Below are 26,139 nucleotides of genomic sequence, written 5' to 3' on the forward strand. Positions count from 1 at the left end.
CGTCTTGCATTATCAATCCGCCGCGCGTCCCGCTCGATGACATCGACCTCTATAACTCTACTGCCCTCTTGTTCTTGCCGGTTATTCCCGCAAAAGCGGGCCGGGTAAGGGGAACACATCATGTCCGTCATGTCAGACCGCTGGATTCGCGAGCAGGCGCTCGCAACCGGCATGATTGAGCCGTTTGTCGATGCGCAGAAGCGCGATGGCTGCATCTCATACGGCCTCTCCTCCTACGGATATGATGCGCGCGTTTCCGATGAGTTCAAGATTTTCACAAATATCGACAGCGTGATCGTCGATCCCAAGGACTTTGCGGCGAACAGTTTTGTCGATCGCAGTACCGATGTGTGCGTGATCCCACCAAACAGCTTCGCGCTCGCGCGAACCGTCGAGTATTTCCGCGTACCACGCGACGTTCTGGTGATCTGTCTCGGAAAATCCACCTACGCGCGTTGCGGCATCATCGTGAACGTCACGCCGCTCGAGCCGGGGTGGGAAGGTCACGTCACGTTGGAGTTTTCCAATACAACGCCGCTACCAGCGAAGATCTACGCCAACGAAGGGGCGTGCCAGTTCCTGTTCCTGCAAGGGAACGAGGCTTGTGAGACAAGCTACGCCGATCGTGCGGGCAAATACATGGGTCAACGCGGCGTGACGCTTCCAAAACTTTAGGAACCGCACCTAAGGCCCAAAGGATCGACCTTACGGATGTGCCAGCATGTGCCCTTCTCGCTCGCGCACAAAGCGTTGACGCGCCCGTCTACCTGTCGTGAGTAACAAGGCAGCAGAGTGCCGCAGCGGAGCCAGCAGCGTAAGCGCGGATTGGCAGGTCTGCGGCAGCCTCTGGGAAGATAGGGGGCTTGCGACAGCGGGATGCTAACGAACACCGCCCCACTCCAGCACGTCACACAAAAAAAAGGCGGCCGCAGGGGCCGCCTTTGCGTAGGCTGTAAATCAGAGCACGATCAGAAATCGTTGCGATACTGCTCGTTGCCGATGAAGCCGAGCTTGGAAATGCCCGAGCGCTTGATGACCGCAAGAACGGTATCAACCTTCTCGTATTTCGCCGCCGGATCAGGCTGGAAGTGCAGCTCCGGTTCCGGGTTCATCGTCTTGGTCTGCTCAAGATACTGCTGGAGCGTCACCAGATCGACCGGGCTCCCGTTCCACTGAACGGTACCAGTCGGATCGACGATGACCTTGTTCTTGACCGAATCAACAACTGGCGTGTTGTTCTTCGAGTTGATCGGCAGATCGACCTTAACTGCGTGCGTCTGCGGCGGGATGGTGATGATGAACATGATCAGCAGAACCAACATGACGTCGATCAACGGCGTCGTGTTGATGTCCATCATGGGATCGCCTTCACCGCGACCGGAACTCATTGCCATATTGAAATTTCCCTAAAACCGCGGTCCCAAAGGGCCGCCAACGTGATCAATCGCCTGGGACGACGTTGGGCGGCGGCTGCGAAATAAAGCCGACCTTTGCGAAACCTGCCATCTGCATCGTGTAGATCGCACCACCGATGCACTTGTAAGGCACGTCCACATCGCCGCGGATGTGTGCCTCGGGCAGATCGTCCGGCGTCAGATTGGCCGCGCCACCGAGTCGTTTCACTTCGGCAGTCAGCTTATCGACCGCACGCTTCAGCAGTTCATCGTGCGTCACGCGCGTCAGGTTCCAATACACCGCACAATTGCCGCTGCCGTCTTGAATGACAGACAGGCTGACGTTTTCGGGCTTGGTCGTCGTCGGATCGTATTTCACGTCCGGCAACTTCAGTTTGATGTTCTGAACCACCACCGGAACGGTGATCAGAAAGATGATGAGGAGAACCAACATGACGTCCACGAGCGGCGTCGTGTTGATGTCCGACATCGGTGCATCGCTGTCAGTTGGTGCGCCAGTGCTCATCGCCATGGACGGCTATCCTATTCTCAACAGTCTACTGCCGGAACCACTTCCGGCAGCGAGGGTGGGAGCCGCCGCATGACGGCTCCCATATGCTGCTTACGCCTTGGTGGCGGTGGTCGTCGTGGCAGGCTTGACGGGAGCCGCCGGAGCCTTGCGAACAACCGTCGGCTTCACGGCGCCGTTCGACGCGATGTAACCGAGCACGTCATTCGAAAACGCGCTGAGGTTCTCTGCAATCGCCTTGTTGCGACGCTGCAGGAAGTTGAAGGCCAGCACGGCCGGAACCGCGACGACCAGACCGAACGCGGTCATGATGAGAGCCTCACCGACCGGGCCTGCGACCTTGTCGATCGAAGCCTGACCAGCCTGACCGATCTTGATCAGCGCGCGGTAAATACCGAGCACCGTACCGAACAGACCGATGAACGGCGCGGTCGAACCCACCGTTGCGAGGAAGGCGAGACCGCCGCCCAGCTGCGAGTTGATCGCGGCTTCCGAGCGCGCGAGCGAGCCGTGCACCCAGTCATGCGCCTCGACCGGATCGGTCAGGCGACCATGCTGGTCCTGCGCCTGCAGGCCGTCGTCGACGATCTGCTTGTAGGCCGAGTTCTTCTCGAGCTTGGCAGCACCTTCGCGCAGGCTGTTGGCAGCCCAGAACTGAGCACCGACACGCTTGCCCTGGTTGATGACCTTCTGCTGCTCGAACAGCTTGGTGAACAGGATGTAGAGCGTGAAGAACAGGAAGATGGTGAGGATGATCGCGACCGTCCAGGTAACCGGACCGCCTTCGTTCAGCGAGTTCATCAGGCCGAAATTGTTCTCGGGCGGCGTCGCCCCTGCGGCGAGAATGGTGGTGATCATGCGGTAACTTCCCTCTCAAGAAACCCCCGGCGCCCGATCAGCGGCGCGCCGGGGAAAATGGTTATTCAGGCAGGACCCATTTGACGGGCAAGACGGCGGTCGACGTGATCGGCGTGCCAGATGCATCAAGAGCGGGCGAGTATTTCACCCGACGCTTCGCGATGCTGCACGTCGTCGAATCGAGATCCGAATTGCCGCTCGAGGTCGTCACGGTACAATCTGTCACACGGCCGTCGGTACCCACGGTTAGCTTCGCCACCACGCGACCCTGCGCCTCGGCACGAAGCGCCGCAGCAGGATAAGCGTCAGGACCGAAGAACTGGCCAGGGTTACCCTTCAGACCAGCAGCCTTGGATACAGCCGGCGGCGCGGGTGGCGCTGGCGGTTGCGGAGGAGCTGCCTTCGGGGTGAGCTGGATCGCCGGCGGCGGCGTTTGAACCGTCTGGATCACCGGCGGCGGGGTTTGCACCTGCACGATCGGCGGCGGCGAGACCACGGGAGGCGGCTGCACCTGCGGCTGGTCTGGTGGCGGTGGGGGCGGCGGTTTGTCGGGCGGCGGCGGTGGCGGTGGTGCCACGTCGAACGTGTTGAGCTTCTCTTGCGCCTTCTTGATATATTTGAAGGCGAGCCCGTTCACGAATGCCCAGCCGAATGCAGCGACCACGATCGAAACGATCACGATCGAGACAATACGGCTGCCACTTGTATCTCGATCAGCGTAAGCCATTCAGTAACGAAACTCCTCTATAACGAAACGGCTGTTATGCCGTGCCGCAATGTCCGCTCGTGCAACCCTTGCATGGGCTAGTGTATCCTGGACAGGCCAATTCTGTATCGTGAGGAAAACCGCGAAGCAAACGCTTTGTCCCCGCAAAACCCCTTAGTGCGTCCCGATGGCAGAATTATTTCTGTATCGGCAGCGGTCGTTCCGCTAGTCCGACAATATGGCCACCCCTCCCGCAATCGCGCTGCTTTGTACGTTTGCAGCATTATCCAGCCCCGTTTGGGCGGCTCCACAGCCGGTACAATCGTCTGAACAATCATCGGCAGCGCCGCTACCCTACACCCGATTCGCCGATCTGGTAGTGGCGGCACCTACTATCGTTGACGCGGCGATCCATGACGTCGTGCCGCTCAAGGGTCCTGACGCGGCCGGCGTTCAGCCCGGCTTCGCGCGCGCGTATGTGGAAGCAGATGTCGCAGCGCTTATCCGCGGACCCGACGCGCTGCCGCCGACGGTAGGATACGTCGCCGACATCCCGCTCGATTCGCGCGGCCGCATACCCAAGCTTCGCAAGGCTCGCGTGTTGCTATTCGCTCGCCCTGCTCAGCAGCCCGGCCAGATCCAGCTCGTCTCGCGCGATGGGCAGCAGCCCTGGTCTCCCGAGGCAAATGCACTGACCCGCAAAATTGCCACGGAGCTGGTCGCCCCCGGGGCGCCGCCAGCTATCACGGGTATTGGTCACGCCTTTCACACGCCAGGCGCACTTCCCGGCGAGGGTGAGACGCAAATCTTTTTGACTACCGCCGACGGCAGTCCGATCTCTTTGAATGTCGTTCGCCGGCAGGGCGAACCGCCGCACTGGTCATCTTCGATCGGAGATCTTACCGATCCTAACGCGCAGCCGCCCGCCCGCGACACGTTGTTATGGTATCGTCTCGCCTGCGGCCTTCCCGCTGCAATACCCGACGTGAGCTTCGACGGGGTCGACGCTGCAGACGTCGCGGCGGCACGTGAAGATTACAAGATCGTGCTCGATTCGCTCGGCCGCTGCGAGCGCTGAATTCGCGCGCGTTAGCGGCGATGACGAATCAGCGTTATGCCGATCGATTCGCCGTCCTCAGCGATGGCGAGCTTGACGATCTTGACCAGCACCCGCAGCACGCGCTTGTCCTGGAGAAACAGCGTGTCGACGATATGATCGGCCACCGCCTCGATCAGAGTGAAGTGCACGCCCGCCGGCAGCGCGCCGGTGGCGGCGTGTTTTAAGTCCAAGTAATTCTTCGAGCGATCGAGCGGATCACCCGGTGCGAAATGCGCCGGACACTCGAGATCGACCGTCAGCGATATCCGCAGCGGCTGGGGCAGATGCGTTTCCTCGGAATAGATCCCGGTCAGCACCTGCACTTCAAGGTCGTGCACTTCCAGGGTGAGGCGATCGTTCAACGCGGCGTCCTTGGTTCAGCGAGAAAGCGCGCCCCATAGCAGAAGCGGCGCAGAGGGGAACCGCGTCCCGTTGCGCATTCAGCTTGCGTTCGCACGCGTCAACGCTACAGCGCGCGGCCCCGGCGCCCTTGCCAGCCCTGTTCGGAACCACCCGGTACGATGCCAAGCTCCATGACGACGATTGCGCCTCTTACCGGAACCGCAGACAATGCCGTGGAGCAACTCCTCGACCGCGCCTTTGGGCCGGATCGACACCGCCGCACTGCCTATCTGATCCGCCAGGGCACTGCCGCGATCCCGCACCTGAGCTTCGCGGCGCTTGATCGTGATATGCTCATCGGTACGATCCAGTGCTGGCCGGTGCAGCTGGTCCGCGACGATGGCGGCAGCATCCCGCTGGTGATGGTCGGTCCGATCGCGGTCGAGCCGACGCGACAAGGTGAAGGCATAGGACAGCGGCTGACCCATCACGCGATTCGCTGCGCCGAACAAAGCGACGATGCCGCGGCCATGATGCTGATCGGCGATCCCGAATATTACGGCCGATTCTTTGGTTTCGATGCCACCGCGACTGCGCGGTGGCGCGCACCCGGTCCAGTAGAGCAGCGTCGGCTGCTCGCGCGTGGAACCACACCCCTAGCGGCAGGGATGCTCGCGCCGCGCTTGTCAACGCCCGCCTGACTGGACGGATCGGCAGCCCTGCCCTACCGCGTCGCGCATGCCGATGGACCCGATGCCCGACTTGTCCGCACTGTCGCTTGCCGAGATTGCGCGGATGGCCGCAGATCAGAAACTGCCGCCGATCGATCGCTGGAACCCCATGCACTGCGGGGACAGCCAGATGCGAATCGCGCGCGACGGCACCTGGTATCACCAGGGCACGCCAATCGCGCGCGAGGCGATGGTCCGGCTGTTTTCCACGATCCTGCGGCGCGAGGGGGATGGCAGCTATGTACTCGTTACACCGGTCGAAAAGCTCGACATCCTGGTCGAGGATACGCCCTTCATCGCCGTCGAGATGAAAGCGGAGGGAAGCGGGCCAGCGCAAACGCTTACGTTCAGGCTCAACACCGGCGATCTCGTAATCGCCGGACCGGAACAACCGCTCCGCTTCACTGAAGGCGATGACGGTCCCCGCCCGTATCTCACCGTGCGCGGTGGTATGGATGCGCTGGTGGCGCGCTCTGTCTATTACGAATTGGCCAATCTAGCCATCGAGGATGGCGAGACACCACCGGGCGTCTGGAGCAAAGGCGCATTCTTCGCGATGGAGCAAACGGTTGCAGCGAGAGGTCACGCATGACGTTGGTGGAACGCCTTCACCATGCGTTGGTGGCCGGTCATGCCGCGCACGTGTCGCTGCTCACCGGCGATCTTGCCGATCACGATTCAATCTATCCGGAGACACTGGTCGAGGCCGCGGTATTGGTGCCGGTCACCGATCGCCCTGAACCGGGCGTGATCCTGACACGTCGTACCGAAACGATGAGCCGCCACGCCGGCCAGGTCGCGTTTCCGGGTGGGAGGGTTGACCCCGAGGATCACGACGCGGTCGCAGCCGCCTTGCGCGAGGCGGAGGAGGAGATCGCGCTTCCGCGGGAGCAAGTGACGTTGGTGGGCGCGAGCGACCAGTATCGCACCGTCACCGGTTACCTCGTCACACCAGTGATCGGCGTCGTGCCGCCTGATCTTGTCCTCGTGCCGAGTGCTGCCGAGGTTGCCGACGTGTTCGAGGTGCCGCTCGCCTTCCTGCTTGATTCGGGCAATCATCTGGAGGCGAGTGTCGAGTGGCAGGGCCACGTCCGGCATTATTACGAGATCCTTTGGGGCGATTACCGGATCTGGGGCGCGACAGCAGCCATGATCGTTAACCTCTCGCGGAGGTTGCGATGGGCGACCTGATCCTGCCGGAGGCGGCATGGCGAAGGCGGGCCGGCATGGACCGGCTGTGCGAGGTGCTCGGCACGGATGCGGCGCGGTTCGTCGGAGGCGCGGTGCGCGATACGTTGCTCGGACTGGATGTGGCGGACGTTGATCTCGCCACCGAGCTACCGCCGGAAGATGTGCTCGATCATGTGCGCGCGGCTGGCATGAAAGCAGTGCCGACCGGCCTCGCCCACGGTACGATCACTGTCGTTTTGCCGGACGGCCCGGTTGAGGTGACGACACTCCGCCGCGATGTGGCGACTGATGGCCGCCACGCCACAGTGGCCTTCACCCGCGCGTGGGAAGAAGATGCCGCGCGGCGGGATTTCACGATCAACGCGCTCTACGCCGATCCCGTCAGCGGCACGGTATTTGATTATTTTGGCGGGGTCGACGATCTCGCCGAGCGGCGGGTGCGGTTCATCGGCGATCCGCTCAAACGGATCGCGGAGGATCATCTTCGCATCCTGCGCTTCTTCCGCTTTCAAGCACGCTTCGGGGCAGAGGTGGACGCGGATGGGCTGGCCGCCTGTACTGTTCGCGCCAACGACCTGATGGCGCTCTCTCGAGAGCGGATCGCGGCGGAGCTGTTGAAACTGCTGCTCGCGAATCGCGCGGTTCCGACCGTGCGGTTGATGATAAAACAGGGGATCTTCCGCCCGGTCCTGCCGGAGATCACGAATGTCGATCGCTTGGCCACTCTGGTCGATCGCGAGATCGGAGCCGGCATCGCTCCCAGTGCGATCCGCCGACTGGCTGCATTGCTTCCGCCCGAAGCCGCGATCGCGGAGGACGTCGGCGCACGGCTGAAGCTTTCCAAATCCGATCGCCGCCGACTGGTCAGCGCGACCTTTCCGGCCGGAACCGAACCGCCACAGGCGATCGCCTACACTCTCGGTACCGATCTCGCGATCGACCGGCTGCTGCTGTCAGACCGGCCCGGGGCGGATGCGCAGGCGATTGGAGATTGGCAGGCACCGCGCCTGCCGGTGAGCGGCGGCGTTCTGGTCGAGCGCGGCGTGCGCAAAGGGCCGGAAGTGGCGACGCTGCTCCGCACGATCGAGGCGGAGTGGGTGCGGGCAGGTTTCCCGGACAAGGATCAACTGGACGGTATCGTTGCAGCGGCCCTCGATCAGTGGCGGCGGGATTCCAGCAACGCATAGGCGTCGTCGACTTCAAGCGGTTTCGCATAAGCGAACCCCTGTCCATAGGTACAGCCAAGCGCCGCAAGCGTCTGTGCGAGTTCGTTGGTCTCGATTCCCTCAGCCGTGGTTTGCATGCCTAGCGCCTGTGACAGGCTGAGGATCGCGCGTACGATCGCGACCTTGTCACGATCGACGAGCATGCCTGTCACAAAGCTGCGATCAATCTTGAGAATGTCGATCGGCAGCTTCTGGAGATAGGCGAGATTTGAATACCCGGTACCGAAATCGTCCATCGCGATGGTGGTGCCCAAGCCTTTCAGCGCGTGCATGATGCCGGCGATACGATCAGGGTCCGTGACGAGAGCGCTCTCGGTCAATTCGAGCGTAAAGCGCGACCCCGGCAGGTTGTGCGCGATGAGCGCGCTTTGCAGGAGTGGCGCGATTCCATCGCGTTGAAGCTGGATCGCCGACAGGTTGACCGCGATCTTGACGCCGCAATCGCCGCCGAACTGCGCGTCCCAGCCGGCGAGCGTGCGCACAGCTTCTCTGATGGCCCATCGCCCGAGCGGAACAATGAGCCCGGATTCCTCAGCAACCGGGATAAAGGCAGACGGCAGATGCTCCACGCCGTCCTCGCCCCGCCAACGGGCCAGCGCCTCGAACGAAACCAGCCGTCCGCTCGCAAGATCGTAGATCGGTTGATAGTTAAGCCGAAGCTGCCCGCGGTCGATCGCACGGCGCAACGCGGTCTCCATGCCGAACTGTTCACGCGCTATGTCGAATGCCTGCGGTTGATATGCCTCCGCGTGGCCGCTGCTCTTCGAGCGTTTGACCGAAAATTGCGCGTGGCGGATCAAGTCCTCAGGGTCGTCTACCCGCCTTGCGCCAAACGCCACGCCTATGGAGCACGAGACGCAGATCTCGTAGCCGGAAAGCCTGAACGGTGTGGCGAGGGCGCTGCTGATCCGTTTGGTGACGTGGGCAACGTCGTTGCCGCCCTCCTCCACTGCTAAAAAAATCGCAAACTCGTCGCCGCCGGTACGGGCGAGCACGTCATTCGCGCGCAGGATGCCCTTCAGGCGACGTGCAACCGTGATGAGCAACTCGTCGCCCGACATCGACCCTAGACACGCGTTGACGCGGCTGAACCGATCAAGATTGACCATCAAGATGGCGTAGCGGAAGCCTGGCGCCGCCGCTTCCAGCAACTGCTCGGTCCGCTCGCTGAAACCTGCTCGATTTGGCAGACCCGTAAGGCTGTCGGTCAGCATTTCGCGCCGAAGATTATCCTCGGTGCGTAACTCGGCGGTCTGATCGACGAAGGTGACGACGCAGCGTCCCTCGGCATTGCGGGAGAGCCGCGCCATCGCGACACGGAAGTGGCGGCACTCGACGCTGCTGCCGAACTGCAGCGGGAAATCCTCGTTAAGCCGATCGCTTTCGACAAACGCGCCGATCCTCGCCCCGATGGCATCAAGCAGCGGATGCCGGGGCACTTGCTGATCATTCGCGTTCGCGAGTCCGGCCTCACGACATGCTGTGTTGGTCGCCTCGACGAGGATCGCACCATCCTTCGCACGCACGACCATCGCCGGTATCGGCAGCAGTCCGATCAGCTTGGCGGAAACGTCGGTCGACGGAATAATGCCGAACATCCGCTCGACCAGGCCGAGCGGTGACCGAGCGACTGACGCGGCAGATTTTTCCAGTGCCATTACAATCTGTGTTACGGCGCGTTGGTTAAGACAGACTGAAGGTTTCGCCCGTGAATGCCTGGTTTGCTTCTGCAACAAGCGAGCACGCCAAGGCCTAGAACCTGTTGTCGCGAGGAAATCCATTTGGCGGCATTCGCCCCGCCGCCCCACGCGCAGAGCGCCAGAAGGTCAGATCGGTTTCGCTGCGAGTACGCCCGCTGTCGCCGCCCATCGTCCAGCTCAGCCCTTGCGCCAGCACGAACGTCATAGCGTCGGATATACCACCGTCATTATATCGCTGGAACTGCACCCCCTGCCCCCGCGCCATCTCGGGCAGTTCGGCCAGCGCGAATACCAGCAGCCGCCGGTTCTCGCCGATCACCGCGACCGCATCGGCAATTGGATCGACCGCACGCACCACCTTCAGCTTCGCGCCCGCACGCGGCGTGACGACCGTCTTGCCCTTGCGCGTCTCGGCCAGCGTCTCCGCGATCGGTACGATGAAACCGCGTCCATCGCTCGCCACGACCAGGAGCTTGATGGCCTGGCTGGCCCGGAACAGCCCCACGATCTCGACCTGCCCGTCGAGGTCGATCATCACCCTCACTGGCTCACCGAATCCGCGCCCGCCTGGCAACTTGTCCGCGCCGAGCGTGAAGAACCGCCCGTTATCGGCAGCGAGCAGGATCTTGTCGGTGGTCTGCGCGGTGAGATGGAACAGCGGGCCATCGCCCTCTTTGAATTTCACCGCTTCAATGCCAGCCGCGTCGAGATGCCCCTTCATCGCGCGGATCCAGCCGCGCTGCGACAGGATCACCGTGATCGGCTCACGCTCGATCATCGCCTCCATCGGGATCTCGCGCGCGGGCGCGGCCTCCTCGATGGTGGTGCGGCGCTTGCCGAGCGGCGTATCGAGGCCGTAGCGATCGCGCAGCCGCCCGAAATCCTTCTTCAAGCGCCGGCGCTGCGCGGCGGGTTCGGCGAGCAACTTTTCCAGCCCGACGCGCTCCTTCTCCAGCCCGTCGCGCTCCTTGCGGATTTCCATCTCCTCCAGCTTGCGCAATCGCCGCAGCCGCATGTCGAGGATCGCTTCGGCCTGGCGATCGGTCAGGCCGAACTCAGCGATCATCACCGGCTTGGGTTCATCCTCGGTGCGGATGATCTCGATCACCCGGTCGAGATTGAGGAACGCGATCAGATAGCCGTCGAGCAATTCCAGTCGGTCGGCGATCTTGCCGAGCCGGTGCTCGCTGCGACGGCGCAGGATGACGAACTGATGCTCGACCCACGCCAGCAATGCCTCGCGCAGACTCATCACGCGCGGCGTGCGCGTCTTGTCGAGCACGTTGAGGTTGAGGCTGAAGCGCGATGCGAGGTCGGAAAGCCGGAACAGGCTTTCCATCAGCATCTGCGGATCGACCGTGCGACTGCGCGGCTCGATCACCACGCGAATCTCGCTATCCGATTCGTCGCGGATGTCGGCGAGGATCGGCAGCTTCTTCTCGTTGATGATGCCGGCGATCTGCTCGATCAGCTTGCCCTTCTGCACGCCGTAGGGGATTTCGGTGACGACAGCGTTCCACACGCCACGCCCCTGATCCTCGACATGCCAGCGCGCCCGCACGCGGAAACCGCCACGCCCGGTGCGGTACGTCTCGGCGATTGCGGCGGGCGAATCGACGACGATTCCGCCGGTCGGGAAATCCGGCCCGCGCACCAGCCCGTTGACCGCCGCATCCTCCGCCTCCGGCTGATCGACCAGCAGGATCGCCGCCTCGTACAGCTCCGCCACGTTATGAGGCGGGATGCTCGTCGCCATGCCGACCGCGATGCCGGCCGCACCATTCGCGAGCAGGTTCGGGAAGGCGCCGGGAAACAGCTCCGGCTCGTGATCCTCGCCGTTATAGGTCGGCCGGTAATCGACCGCATCCTCGTCCAGCCCGTCCATCAGGTCGATCGCGACCTGCGTCAGCTTGGCCTCGGTATACCGGTACGCGGCGGCGTTATCGCCGTCGATGTTGCCGAAATTGCCCTGCCCGTCGACGAGCGGGTAGCGCATCGCGAAATCCTGCGCGAGCCGCACCATCGCGTCGTACACGGACTGATCGCCATGCGGATGATATTTGCCGATCACGTCGCCGACGACGCGCGCGCTCTTCTTGTACCCCTGTGCGGGGTCGAGCCGCAGCAGTCGCATCGCCCACAGCAACCGCCGGTGCACCGGCTTCAGCCCGTCGCGCACATCCGGCAGCGAGCGCGCGGTGATCGTCGAAAGCGCGTAGACCAGATACCGGTCCGACAGCGCGCTATCGAACGGCGCGTCGAGGATGCCCACGGGCGGATTGTCGGGCGGCAGGTCGGTGTTGGCCATACGTTCCGGTTAATCGGCTTTGCCGCGCGTGGGAAGTGGTTCCCGGCATCGACACCGAAGCGACGATTGCACGCCGCCGACGCATTCGATATAGCCCAAGCCTCCCCGCCCCGGCCGCGCGTCCGCGATGCCGGGGCCGATCATTTTAAGGGTAATGCCGCATGGCTCGCCGCCGCCAGATTTACGAGGGCAAGGCCAAGATCCTCTACGAGGGTCCGGAGCCGGGCACGCTGATCCAGTATTTCAAGGATGACGCGACCGCGTTCAATGCCCAGAAGAAGGGCACGATCAACGGCAAGGGCGTGCTCAACAACCGGATTTCCGAGCATATCTTCACGCTGCTCGGCAATATCGGCATCCCGACGCACTTCATCCGCCGCCTCAACATGCGCGAGCAGTTGATCCGCCAGGTCGAGATCGTCCCGATCGAGGTGGTCTGCCGCAACGTCATCGCCGGCAGCCTCGCCAAGCGGTTGGGTATGGAGGAAGGTGGCCAGCTTCCGCGCACCATCATCGAATACTACTACAAGGACGATGCGCTCGGCGACCCGATGGTTACCGACGAGCATATCGCCGCGTTCGGCTGGGCAAGCCAGGAGGAGATGCACGACATCGCCGACCTCGCGATCCGGGTGAACGATTTCCTGAGCGGCCTGTTCGCCGGAATCGGTATTCGCCTGGTCGACTTCAAGCTGGAGTTTGGCCGGATCTGGGACAATGATTTCGGCCGCATCATTCTGGCGGACGAGATCAGCCCGGATGGTTGCCGGCTTTGGGATATCGCCACCAACGAGAAGCTCGACAAGGATCGCTTCCGCCGCGACCTCGGCGGCGAGGTCGAGGCGTATCAGGAAGTCGCCCGCCGGTTGGGTCTGCTACCCGAGGGCGCCGACAACGCTGTGCTGGATCTGGAACAGCATCGGCAGAACCGCGGCAAGTAGATCCGGCGCCGTCGCCGGTGCCACGGGGTGCCGGCGGCTGGACGCGGTTTCGGGCACTCCGGACGTGCTATAGCCTCGCCACCGTGCACCTGTTCGCGACATAGCCGGCGCATCCACGCGTCATGGCATTTTGCGGATGTGACGAGACAGGCGCGCGATCGAAACAGGCGAACTGTCCGAAAGACTTGCGGCACACGTTCGCCGCCGTCATAGCGGCGCCATCTTTTCCGTAAGCAGGACCATGCTCATGAAGCTCCGCATCTTTGTCACGCTGAAGCCGGGCGTGCTTGATCCGCAGGGAAAGGCGATTCACAAGGCGCTCGACAACCTTGGCTTTGCCGGCGTGAACGACGTTCGCCAGGGCAAGCTTATCGAACTCGATGTCGCGGATCAGACCGACGATGCCCAGATCGACGCAATGTGCCGCCAGTTGCTCGCGAACACGGTGATTGAAAACTACCGGGTCGAACGCGCATGAAGACGGCCGTCATCGTATTTCCCGGCTCGAACTGCGACCGCGACATCGCCGTCGCGCTGGAGCATGTGACGGGAACAAAGCCAGAGATGGTGTGGCACGGCGACAGCGCCCTGCCCGACGGCGTTGGGCTCGTGGCGGTGCCGGGGGGCTTTTCCTACGGCGACTATCTGCGTTCTGGAGCAATCGCGGCGCGTTCGCCGATCATGCGCGCCGTTGTCGAGGCGGCCGACAACGGGCTGCCGGTACTCGGCATCTGCAACGGATTTCAGGTATTAACCGAAGCGGGCCTGCTGCCCGGCGCGCTGATGCGGAACGAGGGGCTGAACTTCGTATGCCGGCCGGCATCGCTGACGGTGGAGAACGCGCAGAGCGCATTCACCAGTCGGTATACGGCGAGTGAGACGATTACGATTCCGGTCGCTCACCATGACGGCAATTATTTCGCCGATGCTGATACGCTTGATCGGCTTGAAGGCGAGGGACGCGTTGCGTTCCGCTATGCCGGAGCCGTCAATGGGTCGGCGCGCGGGATCGCCGGCGTTCTCAACGCCGGCGGCAACGTACTCGGGATGATGCCCCACCCGGAGCGCCGGATCGAAGCCGCACACGGCGGCGATGACGGGCGTAGGTTGTTCGAAGGTCTGCTCGAGACAGTCGGAGCGTAAGCGCTCAGGCCGTGGTGCGGTCGCGGCCCATGCGCTTGGCTTCGTAGAGCGCTTCGTCCGCCCTGCGCATCGCCTGCGCCAGCGTCCCATAATCACGCGCGACCGCCAGTCCGCAGGAGAAGGTGATCGGCAAGCCGGGGCCTGCCTCAAGGGGAGCGATGCGCAACCCGGCGCGAAGCCTCTCGATCAGGTCCCGTGCTTCGTCGAGCGCCGTATCGGGCAACAGCACCGCAAATTCTTCTCCACCCCAACGCGCGCTCAAATCCGAGCGACGCACGCCCGCCTCTAGCCTTTGCGCAAAGGCGCGCAACACGCGGTCGCCAGCGTCATGACCAAAGCGATCGTTCACTGTCTTGAAGTGATCGAGATCCAGCATCGCCATGACCGACGTTCGCTCGCGCTGGAGCAATGGCGCGACCGCATCAAGGAAGCCACGGCGATTGCGTAGACCGGTGAGTACGTCGGTCTCGGCCGCGTCGCTGAGCCGCTCGATGCGAGCCGTTGTCTCGGCCGCAGCATGTGAGACCCCCCGCAGCAGGTCTCCGATCAGATCTGTGCCTCCTTCGGGCGCGGTTGCGATCCGTTCGCCGTTTTGCAGGGCGCGCAACATGGCGGTCGCACGCGCAATCGGAGCAAGCAACGCCCAGACGGAGCCGATCGCGGCAGCGCTGCCGACAACGGTGGCGAGGAGCAACGGCACAAACACGCGCCAATCCCAACGGCCGAGTGCAACCTCGGTACCGCAGAACGCGATCAGCGGTAGATGCACTGCGACAAAGCACAACGTGAACAACCGCAGGTGGAAATTGCGCGGGAACAGAAAGCTTGTCGCCCGATAGAAACGCATTCAGTATCTCCCGGCGATGCTGACCCAGTCTTACCGGATTGGCCGCCGCAGGTACGTCACCATGGTTTCACAATCCTTAACGCAGCGTCAGGCAGTGCGATGCGGACGATGTACCGAAGCGCGGGATTTCAGACGCCCGCGCGAAATGGTGAGAAATCGGTTCCGCGATCATAAACGTCCAAGCCCTCACGCCGTTTGAGGAAACCGACAATCATATAGGTCGCGGGCGTCAACAGAACCTCCCAACTCACCTTCAGGACGAACTGGCTGAGCATCACGGTCAGCATGGCCTGCAAAGGCCAGTCGGGCAGTCCGTAAAACGCGAGTGGATAGAAAACGAGGCTGTCCGCCCCTTCCCCGATGATCGTGGAGCCGATCGTGCGAGTCCACAGCCACTTCCCGTCCGTCAGAATCTTCATGCGCGCGAGCACGTAGGAATTGAGCAGGTCGCCGACCCAGAACGCGCAGAGCGAAGCAAAAGCAATCCGCCCGCCGATACCGACGCTGACATACGGAAACCTCGCAACCAGATGCGGTGGCGCACCGAACACATATTCGTAATGCGCCTGCCCGGCCCAATCCGCTGCGGGCGGCAGCGCCACCGTCGTCCACTCCATCACCACCAGGAACGCCATCGCCGCAAAGCCTACCCACACGACGCGCCGAGCGCGGGCGTAGCCGTAAACCTCGGTCAGCACGTCATCGAGAATATAGGACAGCGGAAAGAACAGGATGCCCGCACCAAACGGCCAAAGCCCGATGACCGGCAAATCGATCACCGCGCGCTTTCCAGCGCCGACGACGTTCGACAGCACGAGGATGACCACGAACGCGACCATGACAAAGTCGTAATAGCGCAGTTGCCTGCCGCGCAGATCGGCGGCCGTCACCTTGTCGAGCATGATAGCGCCCCCTTTCACGCAGCGAATGTCATATCGCCGTTTCGCAATCCCGCAAATCCCGCTAACCGGGATACAGCGCGCGCCCGTAGCTCAGTTGGATAGAGCAAGGAGCTTCTACCTCCTTGGTCGGGGGTTCGAATCCCTCCGGGCGCGCCAAGACCTTGTCGGACCGGCGCATGGCGAAGAAGAAGCGTTACCTCACCGCGACGATGTCGGACGGCTATGTCAAGACGATCGGGCCGACAGCGGCGCCGTTCACCCACTACTGGCGCATCGTCGCCGAGATCGAGGGTCGCCGTCCGGAGGTGTTCTGGGGCCACGCCCGCTCGCTCAAGGAAGCGAGCGGCAAGACCACCGCAGCGCGCGAGGCTGCCACGCAGCGCGGCTGGAAAAGCTATGCGTTCGAGATCGTCGCGCTGACCGAGACGCAGGCCTGAGACACGCGACGACGCCTTCGCCGCGTCCTGCCTTACTCGAGCGGCTCGGCTAAGGGTTCGGACGGTAACGGCTCCGCTGGCATGGTTGACCGCGCGGCGGCGCCGGTCATGCTCTCCAGCACGCCATCGCGACGGATCAACCCGTGGAACAGGGCCGCGCCGACATGCCCCAGGATCAGCAGGAAAAAGGCATAGGCGAACAGCCCGTGCGCATAGCGAAGCCAGCCATAGAGCAGCGGTTCATGCGGCAGGATCGGCGGTAACGCGGCGCCCTTCCACAGCAGCACGGGGTAACCGCCAGCCGACTGCATACCCCATCCGATCAGCGGCATCGCGATCATCAGGCCATACAGCAGATAGTGGGATCCCGTCGTGCCGGCCGCCATCAGCGGCGGGAGATCGGCGGGAAGCGGTGGCGGATGATGGGTTAGCCGGACTGCGAGCCGTATCAGCGCGAGCACCAGGATCGCGATGCCGATCGGCCGATGCCATGCGAGAAGTTCGGGGTACCGCGCGGTTGTCGTCGACACCATACCGGCACCGATCAGCAGCATCGCCAGGATCAGTCCTGCCATCACCCAGTGCAGCACGCGGGCCGGGAGCGCGAAAACGTCCGGGCGGCTCATCGGCTCGCCTCCTGGCTGATCGCGTCCGGGTGCGGACCCTCGATGGTGCGCCTGCAGAACGACGCGGAGTAAGCAGCGGACCGGGCCGGCAACAGCGGATCGTCCGAAGCGGCGACGCCGCGTGGCAGGATCAGCGGATCGAAATTATAATCACGGCAGTCGCCGGCCGCTTCCGTCGCGGCGTGATCGAGCACCAGCGTTCCGACATCGACCTCGCGATGCGGCCCGGTCCACAGCACGGTGGCATTGTCGGTGCGATCGCCGGGATTGGCGAGCGTCACCACCATGTGCCACTTGAGCGGCCCCTTCGCGATCCGTGATCGCGCCTCGTCGAACAGCGCGTTGGTGGGTAGCGAGTCAAGCTTTGCCTTGTCGAGCGCGTTGAACGCGGCCTCCGGCACAAAGCGCCAGCGCACGGGTCGGGTTACCCCTGCGGCGTCGACAAAGCGGAAGGCGTCGATACTGTAGTAGGTGCCGTTGGCGAAACTCGACGGCAGTGGCGCGCTTTTCATGTACGCGAGAAACGCTTGCGTTTCAGGATGTGCGGCCGCGAAAGCCTTAACGCGCATCGGATCGGGCTTACCCGTCTTCGGATCGGGCACACTCGCCTGCTGGAGCGCGACGAAATCTGCCGGGTTCGAGACGATGAAGATCGGGGTATGATCGATCGCCATCCGCCATTCTTCACCGCCGGGCAACGCGAAGCGAAGGCCGAGCGCATGGAACACGTTGCGCCCGTCGGTGGCGAGCGGGTTGCCGCCGCCGGTCGAGAACCGGCCGATCACCGGCACACTGCCGCGCGGGAACAGCGCGGCGCGCGAAACCGCGACGCCGGCACCATTCGCCTCGAACTGGCCCGACACGCACAGCCCCTTGGCGTGCGCGCGGCGGAAACCGGGATAGACCTTGCCGGTCGCGGCCTGGAGCACGTCGGCGACAGCGCTGCCACTGATCCGCTCCGGCGAAAGAAACCCGGCTACCCAGGCGAACACCAGCACCGCCGCACCTAAGATGGCGGCGATGATTCCCAGGCGAGCGATGGTCTGACCGGACGTTGGCATAGGCGACACCTTCGGATCGGATCGAACCGATCTACGCCGCAACGGCTATTGATCCAAGTCCGAAACGATCGTGCGTCGCGACTATCAGCATTGCACCCCAACCCGGCTTGCGCTATGCGCCCGCGCTTCCAGAGCGACAGCAATGGGAATCGTTGCGGGAGGGTACGTTCAGACGTGCCCGACTGAACCGCTAGACTTGATCCGGGTTCGCCACCGCGCGCGCCCAGATGGAAAGAGAGTGACATGGCAAAGAAGATTACCGGATACATCAAGCTGCAGGTTCCTGCAGGCAAGGCGAACCCTTCGCCGCCGATCGGCCCTGCGCTGGGTCAGCGCGGCGTGAACATCATGGAGTTCTGCAAGCAGTTCAACGCCTCGACGGGCAATGAGGAAGTGGGCACGCCGCTGCCGACCGTCATCACCGTCTATGCCGACCGCAGCTTCTCGTTCGAGACCAAGACGCCGCCGGCGACCTACCTCATCAAGAAGGCCGCCGGCCTGAAGTCTGGCTCGAAGGAGCCGGGCAAGACGGTTGCGGGCAAGATTGCCCGTTCGAAGCTGTCGGAAATCGCGCAGGCCAAGATGAAGGATCTGAACGCGAACGATATCGAAGCGGCAACGCGCATCATCGAGGGCTCGGCCCGCGCGATGGGCCTCGAAGTGACGGAGGGCTGATTTCATGGCAAAGCTGACCAAGAAGGCGAAGCCCCTCGCCACCGCGATCGACCGCGACAAGCTGTACGGCATCAACGAGGCGATCGACCTCGCGCGTGCCAACGCCACCTCGAAGTTCGACGAGACGATCGAAGTCGCGCTGAACCTCGGCGTCGATCCGCGCCACGCCGACCAGATGGTCCGCGGCGTCGTTACGCTGCCGAAGGGCACCGGCAAGACCGTGCGCGTCGGCGTGTTCGCCAAGGGCGCGAAGGCTGAGGAGGCGCTCGCCGCCGGTGCCGACGTCGTCGGTGCGGAAGACCTCATGGAAATCGTGCAGGGCGGCAAGATCGATTTCGATCGCTGCATCGCGACCCCGGACATGATGGGCGTCGTTGGCCGGCTCGGCAAGATTCTGGGTCCGAAGGGCCTGATGCCGAACCCGAAGCTCGGCACCGTCACGATGAACGTCGCACAGGCGGTCAAGGACGCCAAGGGCGGCCAGATCGAATACCGCGTCGAGAAGGCCGGCATCATCCATTCGGGCATCGGCAAGGCGTCGTTCCCGGCGGAAGATCTGCGCGCCAACTTCGACGCGCTGGTCGATGCGGTTGTCAAGGCGAAGCCGTCGGGCGCCAAGGGCAAGTATGTCCGCAAGGTCGCCGTCAGCTCGACGATGGGCGCGGGCATCAAGGTCGACACGGCCGAGGTGAGCGCGGCGTAAGCCACGTTCCCAGCTAATGTAACGAAGGGCCGGGAGAGCGATCTCCCGGCCCTTCTCGTATTCCTCGTCGGCTAATTACTAAACGATGTTCAGCGCAGCGCCGCCGCACTCAGCCGCCGACAATCGAGCGGCGCGAAGACAGGGCGCGGCGGAGCATCGTCACCGAAGCCGAGCGCGTCCTTGATCGAGCGGCCAAGCGCCTTGAAAATACCGCCGACACTCGGTTTGCCCGATGCGGTGCCGCTCCCCGCGATTGCGATAGACGGTTTGCTAAGCGTGCCGCCAAGCCGGATCGGATCGACGATGCGTAGCGCTGGATTGCCCCGCGTGCGCCCCGCAAGCGTCAGCGCGATCGTCTCGTCCGCAAGGTTGATCCGCCCGCTGCCGTGACCGACCGCATTGCCGGTGTCGATCGCCAGCGGGTCCGGCGTCAGGATACCACCGCGTGCGCGGAGATCGGCAACTAGGCAGCGTAGCGGCTCGCGGTCGGACGGGTGAAGGATCGCCTGCTGGATCGTCCCGCCGAGATCCTGCCCTAGCACGTCCGCAACCGTCGCCTTGATCGTACCGTGGTTTGACACGATCGCCGCCCTGCCATCGGCATGGCTCAGCGCCGCTCGCAAGGTGTCGCCCTCGCCCGACAGCGCGATGCGGCCGCGCAGGATGCCCGCCACATCGTCGGGCATGCCGATCAACGTGTCGAGCGCCACCCCCTCCAGCCGGAGGTCGGTCGACAGCTTGGGGCGCCCGCTACGGTGATCCACCCGGAGCAGCCCGGTCATCTGCCCGCCTCCTAGCGTGGCGACGATATGATCGACGCTCAGTACACGGTGATCGAGGTTGAGACGCCCGGCGAGGCTGCGGAATACGGTGCCGCCGCTCGCCAGCAGCCGGTCGATCCGAACCGTCAGCGTGCCGTCGGTGCGCTCGAGGTGGGACAGGTTGATCGGCGTCGGCGGCAGCACCCGGGGGCCGATTGCGGCGCGGCTGGCGGCGGACCGCGCTCGTCCGGCGGCATCGGAAAGATCGTCGAAATCGAACTGACTGGCCCGGAACCCGCCGTCGATCCGGGTGCGGCCATCGCGCTTCAGCACGGTGGCCTTGCCGACGAAGCGGGACCGACCGACCCCGCCGCCGAGCCGGTCGAGATACCAATCACGGCCATCGTGCCGCACCTCGCCGATCAGCGCGATCGGCTGCGTGCCGAACAGCCCCGCCTCGATCACCCGGTCCAAATTCTTCAGCGTCGGCGCTCGCGCGGTTATGGTAGCGTGGAATCGGTGCGTGTTGAGCACACCGTCGGTAGCGCCGCTCGCGTCGAGATGCAGCGCGGGGGACGCCAGATGCACTTCGACCGGCCAGGGCGCCGCCGGGTCCACGCCATCGATGGGACCGCCGCGTAAATCTAGCCGAGCCGGCGTGTCGAGAAAGGTGCCGTTCGCCGCGAGCCGCAACCCGGTTGCGCCCATCGCATCGAACGGGCCGGCTACGAACAGCCTACGCCTCATATCGCGCAGGCTAAGATAGCCGTTGCGAATGACGAGGCGGGTCAAGGTCAGTCCGTGCGTGGCTACGCGGGTGTTATGCGCGTGCTGGCTTTCCCAGTTGGAGCGGCCGTGCGCATCGCGGACCAACGCAACCGTCAATCCGTCGATCGTCACCGCATCGGGATGCACCTCCCCGAACAGCAGTCGCAGCACCGGCAGGCGGACGGTTACCGATCGCGCCGTCAAGAAATCGCCACCGCGGACCCATGTGGGCTGAGCGATCCGCAGATCGTTGATGGAAATGTCAGGCGCGTAGGAGAACACCTGCTTGCGGCTGATCGAGCCGATATGGACTGCCGCGCCAAAGTGGGCGGCGATGCGCGCCTCCAGCACCGGGCGAAGCAGACCGAACGGCAGCATGCCCAATGCAAGGACGAACAATGCGACAACGAGCAGCAAAGCCGCGCCGGCCAGTCCGATCCGGCTTAGGAGCGACCGCGTCGCCGGTGTCATCGCCATGCTGCAATCACCCTTTTCATACTGCCAACTGCAGGAACCGAATGTCTGATTAACGGTCGCGTCGGCTGGACAGCGCGGACCGTTCCTCGCTATCGGCCCGGCATGGCAGTTATCGCAACCATCATGAACACGGCCACCGGCCAACCCATTCAGAAAATGACGTTCGGGCGCATGCCCAAGCCATGGGCATCCTTCAACCTCGCGACCGGTGAACTGGTGACGGCGGACCGGGTCGAGGTGGGCAAGCCCGCGCCCGGCAAGGTGGTCGTGCCGGTGGCGGTGTGGGTGACGGTGAAGGCGGCAGGTTAAGGGGCCGGTTGGCCCGGCCCCCCTCTCCTGACTTGCAGCCCTGCGCCGTAGCGGGGCAAACCGTTCAAAACCCGTGATGCGCGAACCCGATTGAGTCGGATGCGTAATGCTGTGTTCAGGTATAGACCGGGGTTACGGGTAAATCCTTAGCGGGAGTGACCGTTCGGCGACAATTTCGTTCAGACTGGCGTATCCGATGCCCCCGGCGGGCCGGTTCAGTGATGCTGGCACGCCGTCGGTTGACTTCCCACCGTCGCCCTGTATGAGCGCGACCTCAACCCGACAGGCGTTCGCGCCCGCCGGGTCCGTCCGAGACAGTAGGTGCGCCGGGTTTGCCGTCGCTTAATCTCCTACCGAGACGGGGAATGGTATTTCGGCTGGTGCGCAAGCCCCTGCCCTCGGTCCGTAGCGACGTGTCGCCGGTCCGCCAAACCCCATCGCTGGACAGCCCCCGTCGGCACGCGATCCTTTGGTCGTGCGCTTGCGGGTTAACCGGCCCGTCGCTTGCGGCGGGTCCAACGTGGAGAATGGCATGGATCGTGCTCAAAAGACCGAGCTCGTCGCCGAGCTTAACCGCACTTTTGCCGAAGTCGGCGCGGTGATCGTCACCCGCAACCTCGGCATGACCGTCGCGCAGTCGACCAAACTGCGCAACGCGATGCGGGATGCCGGCGCGAGCTACAAGGTCTCGAAGAACAAGCTTGCCAGGATCGCGCTGGACGGCACCGACTACACCGGTCTGGGCGACATGCTCACCGGTCCGGTCGGTCTCGCCACCTCCATCGATCCCGTCGCGGCCGCCAAGGTGGCCGTCGACTTCGCGAAGACGAACGACAAGTTCGAAATCGTGGGCGGATCGATGGGCGCGACCGTCCTCGACGTGGAAGGCGTGAAAGCGCTGGCGACGATGCCGTCGCTGGATGAACTGCGTGCCAAGATCATCGGCCTGCTTGTTGCCCCGGCAACCAAGCTCGCGACGATCACGCAGGCTCCGGCGGCCCAGCTCGCCCGCGTTCTCGCGGCTTACGCCGACAAGGACAAGGAAGGCGCGGACGCCTGATCGGCATCCGCTTCGAGATTTCACACTGAACAGAGCGGGGCGACGCCCCAAGATGGAGACTACACATGGCCGACCTGAACGCGCTCGTTGAGAGCCTGAGCGAACTGACCGTCCTCGAAGCCGCTGAGCTTTCGAAGATGCTCGAAGAGAAGTGGGGCGTTTCGGCTGCCGCTGCTGTTGCAGCAGCACCTGCCGCTGCCGGCGGCGCCGCTGCTCCGGCTGCTGAAGAGCAGACCGAATTCGACGTCATCCTGACCGGCGACGGTGGCAAGAAGATCAACGTCATCAAGGAAGTCCGCGCGATCACCTCGCTCGGCCTGACCGAAGCCAAGACGCTGGTCGAGTCGGCTCCTAAGGCCGTCAAGGAAGGCGTGTCGAAGGACGAGGCTGCCAAGATCAAGGCGCAGCTCGAAGCCGCCGGCGCGACCGTCGAAGTCAAGTAAGCCGCAGCGGGGGCAGGTCCAGCCTGGCTGGACCCACCTCCCGCAAGGCCGGCCGGCGCGAGCAAAGCTCGCGTCCGACGTTACGGGCTTCGCCCGTGACGGTTCGCCAAACAGAAAGGGGCGGCATCCACACGGATGCCGCCCCTTTCTGCGTTGATGGATAGCGTCGCGCGTTACCCCGCCTAGCCAGCGTCAAGCGCCACGCCGGCTTTGCCAGCCGCGCGCGTAGCGGCGAAATAGCCACTCGCCTGCATCACCACCGCGAGCCAGCCGACCAGCAGCGAGTCGGCGATCAGCACCGGCCACAGCAACCGCTTCGGGCCGAGGATGGCAAGCGCCGCAAACGCGTAATGCGGGACCATCAACGGCAGCATCGCGGCGAGCGAAAAGGCGAACGTCCATGGCACGTGTCGGCGCATGATCGCCACCGAAGCGCGTGGGCCCACGCTTGCGTTGCCGAGCACCGCCGCCACGCCCCACGCCAGCATCAGGATGCCAATTCCCGTGGCGACCAAGAACCCGGCGATCGTCACCGCCATATTCGCCGGCAGCGCGAACAATTGTATTACCGCGACGGCGAGCTGAACCGTGACGAACCCCGCAAACATGCGCAGCGCGCGCGGATCGGCGCGCACCGCGCGAGCCGGATCACGCCACGCGAGATAGCGCACGATCCAATAGCCTGGCAGGACCAGCGCGAGGACCTTGACCATGCCGAACCTCATCCGCCACGCGTCATGTTCATGCAGACGGGCGGCGGCGGGGCTGGCGTACAGGCCGATGCGGACCTCTACGACATGCTGGAGCAGTTCGAACGCTACGGGGACCAGCGCGAGCAACGGACACGCGACGATGAAGGCGATGCTGCCGCGATAGGTCGCGGTGAGCGCGTGCCGGAACCTCATGCCTCGTCCTCCTCGATGGCGATGAGCAGGTCGCCGGGCTGACACTCGAGCACGCGACAGATCGCCTCGAGCGTGGAAAAGCGGATTGCCTTGGCCTTGCCGGTCTTGAGGACGGACAGATTGGCGAGCGTGATGCCGACGGCTTCGGAAAGATCGGTGAGCGACATGCGGCGGGCGTGCAGCATATCGTCGAGCCTGACGCGGATCGGCATGTCAGACGGTCCCGACGAGATCGTCGCGCATCGCCGCGCCGCGCGCGAATACATGGGCGAGCACGAATGCGACCAGCACCGACAGCCATCCGCCGACCGACGGCGTCCAGGTCAGCACGTCGATATGCAGGGAGGCCAGCCAGAACTCCAAGCCGCCGAGCGCCGTATCGAGCACTTGCAGCGCGAGCATCGCCCAGGCGATGGTGCGCACCCGCGCGGCATTGTCCGGCAGGAACGGATCGCCGCTACGCAGGCTGGCGAGGATCGCGGCCAATGCGGTGAACAAGCGATACACGGCCCACACCGCAATTAGCCCTATCACCAGCACCAGCCGGATGCCGGTCAACCCCGCGAAGGCAACGGTGGGATCGTGGTATTTCGCCAGCAACCGCGCCATCAGCAACGTCCCGGCCGGCCAGCTTACCAAGAGAGCGGCGGCAAAACCAACACCTGCAGCCACGTTAAGAACCGCCAGCACCCGTACCACCGTTGCCGTGCCCGATATCATCGAATCGCGTGCCATCGCTTTCCCCTTTGGTTTGGGAATATGCTAGGTGGCTTATCGATTACCGGCAAGTGACATATCGAATATCGATATTAGACGATCCGTGAGACGGTGAACGGAAGCTGCCGTACGCGGTCATACATGCGCGGCGCGCCGTCGAGGCGGAACGGCCCGAGCTTGGTATTGGCGCCGCGATCGACCCCGACCACGAAGGACGCCGCGCTCTGCCCATTCCCGCTGTGCCAGCCGTAGTGCAGATTGACGGTCATCACCGGCACGAACAGCACCCTGTCCTCGCCCGCGCCCTGGATCGGCAGCGGCGGCATCGCGCCACGCGGCAGCATCGCGGTGCCCTCCAGCGCGGCGGAGGCTCCGGCGGCGAGGTCGAACCGCGCCACCGCCGGGGCTCCAAGCGGCCCGGCGAACAGCGCGTCGAGCGCGGCCTCCAGCCCCGGCCCCACCCCGAACAATCGCATATCGAGCGCGACATCACGGGCATCCACATCGCCGGCATTGCGCAGGATGACGCGGTATTCGACGGCGGCGCTGAGCAGGTTTGTACCGGCCCGCTTCACTTCCAGCGCGATTTCGACATGCGGGCGCGGCGCGGCGACTTCTACCACTGGAGACGGTGCGGGCGGTGCTGCCGGAATGACCGGCGGAGGCGGCGGCGGTGGCGAGGCGACCGGCTGCGGTTCGATCCCGTCCGTCGCGCGCCCGCGCCGGCGCAAGATCAGTAGCGCAGCCGCCAGCGCCACTACGGCAAGGCCGATCACCCAATATAGCCAACCACCCGATCGTGGTTCGGTCGCCGGCGCAGCGGCTACTGGCGTCGGCGTGGGCGACGGCGACAGGCTTGGCGTGGGGGCCGGCGTCGGGCTGGGAGCGATCGTCGGGGTTGCGCTTGGTGTCGGCACGGCAACCGCGGCGGTCGGTTCGGCAGCCGGCGTGGGTTGCGGCGTGGGGCGCACCTTCGGGCGCGCGGGCGGCGGTGTCGTGGTCACCGGCGGCGACAGCGGCGCCGGGGACGGGATCGCCACCGGTGTCGCGGTCGGCGTGGGGCGCGCCAGTGGCGCGATCTTCGGCTCGGGTGTCACCAGAGGTGTCGGGCGATCGGGTTGCGCGGGCAGCCGGTAATCGTCGAGGCCGGGCACCGTCGCGGGCGCCTGCACGTTCTGCGTCTGGGCAATGCCAGCGGATGCGGGCATCACCAGCATGATGGCACCGACCCGGCGGCCCACAGTCATAACAGAAATCACGAACGTCGCCCCGGTGCCATC

General features: G+C 64.1%; 31 protein-coding genes and 1 tRNA gene. 16 read left to right on the forward strand and 16 right to left on the reverse strand.

Features of this window, described 5'->3' with window-relative positions; all coding sequences use genetic code 11:
* Positions 1-120 precede the first annotated feature (120 nt).
* Complete coding sequence (gene dcd / locus L8F97_RS03970) at positions 121-675, forward strand: dCTP deaminase (RefSeq protein WP_242146675.1); 555 nt, start codon at positions 121-123, stop codon at positions 673-675.
* A 293-nt stretch (positions 676-968) separates the two neighbouring features.
* Here dcd and L8F97_RS03975 read toward each other — a convergent pair whose 3' ends face one another.
* The 4 genes from L8F97_RS03975 to L8F97_RS03990 form a co-directional block, all read right to left on the reverse strand.
* Entirely contained in the window at positions 969-1,394 is a 426-nt protein-coding gene (locus tag L8F97_RS03975) for an ExbD/TolR family protein (RefSeq protein ID WP_242146677.1), read from the reverse strand.
* A 46-nt stretch (positions 1,395-1,440) separates the two neighbouring features.
* Positions 1,441-1,926, reverse strand: a complete 486-nt coding sequence (locus L8F97_RS03980) for an ExbD/TolR family protein (protein ID WP_242146679.1) — start codon at positions 1,924-1,926, stop codon at positions 1,441-1,443.
* A gap of 90 nt (positions 1,927-2,016) precedes the next feature.
* Positions 2,017-2,781: a MotA/TolQ/ExbB proton channel family protein gene (locus L8F97_RS03985; RefSeq protein ID WP_242146681.1), complete on the reverse strand. Its 765-nt coding sequence runs from the start codon at positions 2,779-2,781 to the stop codon at positions 2,017-2,019.
* Positions 2,782-2,842: 61 nt separating this feature from the next.
* Complete coding sequence (locus tag L8F97_RS03990; protein WP_242146683.1) at positions 2,843-3,508, reverse strand: energy transducer TonB; 666 nt, start codon at positions 3,506-3,508, stop codon at positions 2,843-2,845.
* Between the two features lie 358 nt (positions 3,509-3,866).
* Here L8F97_RS03990 and L8F97_RS03995 point away from each other — a divergent pair, with 358 nt between their 5' ends.
* Positions 3,867-4,565, forward strand: coding sequence for a hypothetical protein (locus tag L8F97_RS03995; protein ID WP_242146685.1), 699 nt, complete (start codon positions 3,867-3,869; stop codon positions 4,563-4,565).
* 11 nt (positions 4,566-4,576) lie between these two features.
* Here L8F97_RS03995 and L8F97_RS04000 read toward each other — a convergent pair whose 3' ends face one another.
* Positions 4,577-4,948, reverse strand: a complete 372-nt coding sequence (locus L8F97_RS04000) for a dihydroneopterin aldolase (RefSeq protein WP_242146687.1) — start codon at positions 4,946-4,948, stop codon at positions 4,577-4,579.
* A gap of 171 nt (positions 4,949-5,119) precedes the next feature.
* On the opposite strand from L8F97_RS04000, the gene L8F97_RS04005 reads away from it, so the two are divergent.
* Genes L8F97_RS04005 through L8F97_RS04020 form a run of 4 tightly spaced genes read left to right on the forward strand, consistent with a single transcriptional unit; the run spans position 5,120 to position 8,037 of the window.
* On the forward strand, positions 5,120-5,629 hold the full coding sequence (locus tag L8F97_RS04005; RefSeq protein WP_242146690.1) for a GNAT family N-acetyltransferase: 510 nt from the start codon (positions 5,120-5,122) through the stop codon (positions 5,627-5,629).
* Positions 5,630-5,666: 37 nt separating this feature from the next.
* Positions 5,667-6,251 (forward strand): DUF1285 domain-containing protein, encoded by a 585-nt coding sequence (locus tag L8F97_RS04010; protein WP_242146692.1) that lies wholly within the window; start codon positions 5,667-5,669, stop codon positions 6,249-6,251.
* Complete coding sequence (locus tag L8F97_RS04015; protein WP_242146694.1) at positions 6,248-6,850, forward strand: CoA pyrophosphatase; 603 nt, start codon at positions 6,248-6,250, stop codon at positions 6,848-6,850. Before L8F97_RS04010 ends, L8F97_RS04015 begins: the two co-directional genes overlap by 4 nt.
* A complete protein-coding gene (locus tag L8F97_RS04020) occupies positions 6,838-8,037 on the forward strand; it encodes a CCA tRNA nucleotidyltransferase (protein WP_242146696.1) in 1,200 nt (399 codons plus the stop codon). The genes L8F97_RS04015 and L8F97_RS04020 overlap by 13 nt, the downstream gene beginning before the upstream one ends.
* Here L8F97_RS04020 and L8F97_RS04025 read toward each other — a convergent pair.
* Together L8F97_RS04025 and parC are read right to left on the reverse strand one after the other, a co-directional pair.
* Complete coding sequence (locus L8F97_RS04025) at positions 8,007-9,674, reverse strand: putative bifunctional diguanylate cyclase/phosphodiesterase (protein ID WP_242147160.1); 1,668 nt, start codon at positions 9,672-9,674, stop codon at positions 8,007-8,009. The two genes, L8F97_RS04020 and L8F97_RS04025, sit on opposite strands and share 31 nt — an antisense overlap.
* A 154-nt stretch (positions 9,675-9,828) precedes the next feature.
* The gene (gene parC, locus L8F97_RS04030) at positions 9,829-12,084 is read right to left on the reverse strand and encodes a DNA topoisomerase IV subunit A (RefSeq protein WP_242146699.1); all 2,256 of its coding nucleotides are present in this window, start codon (positions 12,082-12,084) and stop codon (positions 9,829-9,831) included.
* Positions 12,085-12,245: 161 nt separating this feature from the next.
* On the opposite strand from parC, the gene purC reads away from it, so the two are divergent.
* The 3 genes from purC to purQ all read left to right on the forward strand — a co-directional run bounded on the left by purC (position 12,246) and on the right by purQ (position 14,168).
* Positions 12,246-13,025, forward strand: coding sequence for a phosphoribosylaminoimidazolesuccinocarboxamide synthase (gene purC / locus L8F97_RS04035; RefSeq protein ID WP_242146702.1), 780 nt, complete (start codon positions 12,246-12,248; stop codon positions 13,023-13,025).
* 247 nt (positions 13,026-13,272) lie between these two features.
* On the forward strand, positions 13,273-13,503 hold the full coding sequence (gene purS, locus L8F97_RS04040) for a phosphoribosylformylglycinamidine synthase subunit PurS (protein ID WP_242146704.1): 231 nt from the start codon (positions 13,273-13,275) through the stop codon (positions 13,501-13,503).
* Positions 13,500-14,168: a phosphoribosylformylglycinamidine synthase subunit PurQ gene (gene purQ / locus L8F97_RS04045; RefSeq protein WP_242146706.1), complete on the forward strand. Its 669-nt coding sequence runs from the start codon at positions 13,500-13,502 to the stop codon at positions 14,166-14,168. The genes purS and purQ overlap by 4 nt, the downstream gene beginning before the upstream one ends.
* A gap of 4 nt (positions 14,169-14,172) precedes the next feature.
* On the opposite strand, the gene L8F97_RS04050 is transcribed toward purQ, so the two are convergent.
* Together L8F97_RS04050 and L8F97_RS04055 are read right to left on the reverse strand one after the other, a co-directional pair.
* On the reverse strand, positions 14,173-15,015 hold the full coding sequence (locus tag L8F97_RS04050) for a GGDEF domain-containing protein (protein ID WP_242146708.1): 843 nt from the start codon (positions 15,013-15,015) through the stop codon (positions 14,173-14,175).
* Positions 15,016-15,143: 128 nt separating this feature from the next.
* Positions 15,144-15,917, reverse strand: coding sequence for a queuosine precursor transporter (locus tag L8F97_RS04055; protein WP_242146709.1), 774 nt, complete (start codon positions 15,915-15,917; stop codon positions 15,144-15,146).
* A 79-nt stretch (positions 15,918-15,996) separates the two neighbouring features.
* Here L8F97_RS04055 and L8F97_RS04060 point away from each other — a divergent pair.
* Positions 15,997-16,073 (forward strand) — tRNA-Arg (locus L8F97_RS04060).
* Positions 16,074-16,093: 20 nt separating this feature from the next.
* Positions 16,094-16,354 (forward strand): hypothetical protein, encoded by a 261-nt coding sequence (locus L8F97_RS04065; RefSeq protein ID WP_242147162.1) that lies wholly within the window; start codon positions 16,094-16,096, stop codon positions 16,352-16,354.
* Positions 16,355-16,386: 32 nt separating this feature from the next.
* Here L8F97_RS04065 and L8F97_RS04070 read toward each other — a convergent pair whose 3' ends face one another.
* Both L8F97_RS04070 and L8F97_RS04075 read right to left on the reverse strand, forming a co-directional pair.
* Positions 16,387-16,980, reverse strand: a complete 594-nt coding sequence (locus L8F97_RS04070) for a cytochrome b (protein WP_242146711.1) — start codon at positions 16,978-16,980, stop codon at positions 16,387-16,389.
* Entirely contained in the window at positions 16,977-18,041 is a 1,065-nt protein-coding gene (locus L8F97_RS04075) for a catalase family peroxidase (RefSeq protein ID WP_242146713.1), read from the reverse strand. The genes L8F97_RS04070 and L8F97_RS04075 overlap by 4 nt, the downstream gene beginning before the upstream one ends.
* A 243-nt stretch (positions 18,042-18,284) precedes the next feature.
* Between L8F97_RS04075 and rplK the strand changes: the two genes are divergently transcribed.
* Positions 18,285-18,716: a 50S ribosomal protein L11 gene (gene rplK, locus L8F97_RS04080; RefSeq protein WP_242146715.1), complete on the forward strand. Its 432-nt coding sequence runs from the start codon at positions 18,285-18,287 to the stop codon at positions 18,714-18,716.
* Between the two features lie 4 nt (positions 18,717-18,720).
* The gene (gene rplA / locus L8F97_RS04085) at positions 18,721-19,419 is read left to right on the forward strand and encodes a 50S ribosomal protein L1 (RefSeq protein ID WP_242146717.1); all 699 of its coding nucleotides are present in this window, start codon (positions 18,721-18,723) and stop codon (positions 19,417-19,419) included.
* A gap of 89 nt (positions 19,420-19,508) precedes the next feature.
* Here rplA and L8F97_RS04090 read toward each other — a convergent pair whose 3' ends face one another.
* The gene (locus L8F97_RS04090; RefSeq protein WP_242146719.1) at positions 19,509-21,425 is read right to left on the reverse strand and encodes an AsmA family protein; all 1,917 of its coding nucleotides are present in this window, start codon (positions 21,423-21,425) and stop codon (positions 19,509-19,511) included.
* A 102-nt stretch (positions 21,426-21,527) separates the two neighbouring features.
* Here L8F97_RS04090 and L8F97_RS04095 point away from each other — a divergent pair, with 102 nt between their 5' ends.
* The 3 genes from L8F97_RS04095 to rplL all read left to right on the forward strand — a co-directional run bounded on the left by L8F97_RS04095 (position 21,528) and on the right by rplL (position 23,237).
* The gene (locus L8F97_RS04095; protein WP_242146721.1) at positions 21,528-21,734 is read left to right on the forward strand and encodes a hypothetical protein; all 207 of its coding nucleotides are present in this window, start codon (positions 21,528-21,530) and stop codon (positions 21,732-21,734) included.
* A 532-nt stretch (positions 21,735-22,266) separates the two neighbouring features.
* Positions 22,267-22,794, forward strand: a complete 528-nt coding sequence (gene rplJ / locus L8F97_RS04100) for a 50S ribosomal protein L10 (RefSeq protein ID WP_242147164.1) — start codon at positions 22,267-22,269, stop codon at positions 22,792-22,794.
* Positions 22,795-22,859: 65 nt separating this feature from the next.
* Positions 22,860-23,237, forward strand: a complete 378-nt coding sequence (rplL, locus tag L8F97_RS04105; protein WP_242146724.1) for a 50S ribosomal protein L7/L12 — start codon at positions 22,860-22,862, stop codon at positions 23,235-23,237.
* A 182-nt stretch (positions 23,238-23,419) separates the two neighbouring features.
* Here rplL and L8F97_RS04110 read toward each other — a convergent pair whose 3' ends face one another.
* From L8F97_RS04110 to L8F97_RS04125, 4 genes are all read right to left on the reverse strand, one after another.
* The gene (locus L8F97_RS04110) at positions 23,420-24,142 is read right to left on the reverse strand and encodes a hypothetical protein (protein ID WP_242146726.1); all 723 of its coding nucleotides are present in this window, start codon (positions 24,140-24,142) and stop codon (positions 23,420-23,422) included.
* Positions 24,139-24,354, reverse strand: a complete 216-nt coding sequence (locus L8F97_RS04115; protein ID WP_242146728.1) for a helix-turn-helix domain-containing protein — start codon at positions 24,352-24,354, stop codon at positions 24,139-24,141. The genes L8F97_RS04110 and L8F97_RS04115 overlap by 4 nt, the downstream gene beginning before the upstream one ends.
* A 1-nt stretch (position 24,355) precedes the next feature.
* Positions 24,356-24,877 (reverse strand): DUF2975 domain-containing protein, encoded by a 522-nt coding sequence (locus L8F97_RS04120; protein WP_242146730.1) that lies wholly within the window; start codon positions 24,875-24,877, stop codon positions 24,356-24,358.
* Positions 24,878-24,951: 74 nt separating this feature from the next.
* Positions 24,952-26,106, reverse strand: coding sequence for a hypothetical protein (locus L8F97_RS04125; protein WP_242146732.1), 1,155 nt, complete (start codon positions 26,104-26,106; stop codon positions 24,952-24,954).
* Between the last annotated feature and the right edge of the window lie 33 nt (positions 26,107-26,139).

Source organism: Sphingomonas sp. BAUL-RG-20F-R05-02, from assembly GCF_022662305.1.
Taxonomy (GTDB): domain Bacteria; phylum Pseudomonadota; class Alphaproteobacteria; order Sphingomonadales; family Sphingomonadaceae; genus Sphingomonas.

Excerpts from the sequence above, each read along its gene's own strand:
- rplJ (WP_242147164.1), top strand. The coding sequence starts at position 22,267 with ATGGATCGTGCTCAAAAGACCGAGCTCGTCGCCGAGCTTAACCGCACT.
- L8F97_RS03985 (WP_242146681.1), bottom strand. The coding sequence starts at position 2,781 with ATGATCACCACCATTCTCGCCGCAGGGGCGACGCCGCCCGAGAACAAT.
- purS (WP_242146704.1), top strand. The coding sequence starts at position 13,273 with ATGAAGCTCCGCATCTTTGTCACGCTGAAGCCGGGCGTGCTTGATCCG.
- L8F97_RS04050 (WP_242146708.1), bottom strand. The coding sequence starts at position 15,015 with ATGCGTTTCTATCGGGCGACAAGCTTTCTGTTCCCGCGCAATTTCCAC.
- L8F97_RS04025 (WP_242147160.1), bottom strand. The coding sequence starts at position 9,674 with ATGTTCGGCATTATTCCGTCGACCGACGTTTCCGCCAAGCTGATCGGA.
- L8F97_RS03990 (WP_242146683.1), bottom strand. The coding sequence starts at position 3,508 with ATGGCTTACGCTGATCGAGATACAAGTGGCAGCCGTATTGTCTCGATC.
- L8F97_RS03980 (WP_242146679.1), bottom strand. The coding sequence starts at position 1,926 with ATGGCGATGAGCACTGGCGCACCAACTGACAGCGATGCACCGATGTCG.
- L8F97_RS03975 (WP_242146677.1), bottom strand. The coding sequence starts at position 1,394 with ATGGCAATGAGTTCCGGTCGCGGTGAAGGCGATCCCATGATGGACATC.
- L8F97_RS04015 (WP_242146694.1), top strand. The coding sequence starts at position 6,248 with ATGACGTTGGTGGAACGCCTTCACCATGCGTTGGTGGCCGGTCATGCC.
- L8F97_RS04010 (WP_242146692.1), top strand. The coding sequence starts at position 5,667 with ATGCCGATGGACCCGATGCCCGACTTGTCCGCACTGTCGCTTGCCGAG.
- rplK (WP_242146715.1), top strand. The coding sequence starts at position 18,285 with ATGGCAAAGAAGATTACCGGATACATCAAGCTGCAGGTTCCTGCAGGC.
- purQ (WP_242146706.1), top strand. The coding sequence starts at position 13,500 with ATGAAGACGGCCGTCATCGTATTTCCCGGCTCGAACTGCGACCGCGAC.
- L8F97_RS04110 (WP_242146726.1), bottom strand. The coding sequence starts at position 24,142 with ATGAGGTTCCGGCACGCGCTCACCGCGACCTATCGCGGCAGCATCGCC.
- dcd (WP_242146675.1), top strand. The coding sequence starts at position 121 with ATGTCCGTCATGTCAGACCGCTGGATTCGCGAGCAGGCGCTCGCAACC.
- L8F97_RS04070 (WP_242146711.1), bottom strand. The coding sequence starts at position 16,980 with ATGAGCCGCCCGGACGTTTTCGCGCTCCCGGCCCGCGTGCTGCACTGG.
- rplL (WP_242146724.1), top strand. The coding sequence starts at position 22,860 with ATGGCCGACCTGAACGCGCTCGTTGAGAGCCTGAGCGAACTGACCGTC.
- L8F97_RS04005 (WP_242146690.1), top strand. The coding sequence starts at position 5,120 with ATGACGACGATTGCGCCTCTTACCGGAACCGCAGACAATGCCGTGGAG.
- L8F97_RS04120 (WP_242146730.1), bottom strand. The coding sequence starts at position 24,877 with ATGGCACGCGATTCGATGATATCGGGCACGGCAACGGTGGTACGGGTG.
- L8F97_RS04125 (WP_242146732.1), bottom strand. The coding sequence starts at position 26,106 with ATGACTGTGGGCCGCCGGGTCGGTGCCATCATGCTGGTGATGCCCGCA.
- L8F97_RS04020 (WP_242146696.1), top strand. The coding sequence starts at position 6,838 with ATGGGCGACCTGATCCTGCCGGAGGCGGCATGGCGAAGGCGGGCCGGC.
- L8F97_RS04075 (WP_242146713.1), bottom strand. The coding sequence starts at position 18,041 with ATGCCAACGTCCGGTCAGACCATCGCTCGCCTGGGAATCATCGCCGCC.
- L8F97_RS04055 (WP_242146709.1), bottom strand. The coding sequence starts at position 15,917 with ATGCTCGACAAGGTGACGGCCGCCGATCTGCGCGGCAGGCAACTGCGC.
- rplA (WP_242146717.1), top strand. The coding sequence starts at position 18,721 with ATGGCAAAGCTGACCAAGAAGGCGAAGCCCCTCGCCACCGCGATCGAC.
- purC (WP_242146702.1), top strand. The coding sequence starts at position 12,246 with ATGGCTCGCCGCCGCCAGATTTACGAGGGCAAGGCCAAGATCCTCTAC.
- L8F97_RS04090 (WP_242146719.1), bottom strand. The coding sequence starts at position 21,425 with ATGGCGATGACACCGGCGACGCGGTCGCTCCTAAGCCGGATCGGACTG.
- L8F97_RS04065 (WP_242147162.1), top strand. The coding sequence starts at position 16,094 with ATGGCGAAGAAGAAGCGTTACCTCACCGCGACGATGTCGGACGGCTAT.
- parC (WP_242146699.1), bottom strand. The coding sequence starts at position 12,084 with ATGGCCAACACCGACCTGCCGCCCGACAATCCGCCCGTGGGCATCCTC.
- L8F97_RS04095 (WP_242146721.1), top strand. The coding sequence starts at position 21,528 with ATGGCAGTTATCGCAACCATCATGAACACGGCCACCGGCCAACCCATT.
- L8F97_RS04115 (WP_242146728.1), bottom strand. The coding sequence starts at position 24,354 with ATGCCGATCCGCGTCAGGCTCGACGATATGCTGCACGCCCGCCGCATG.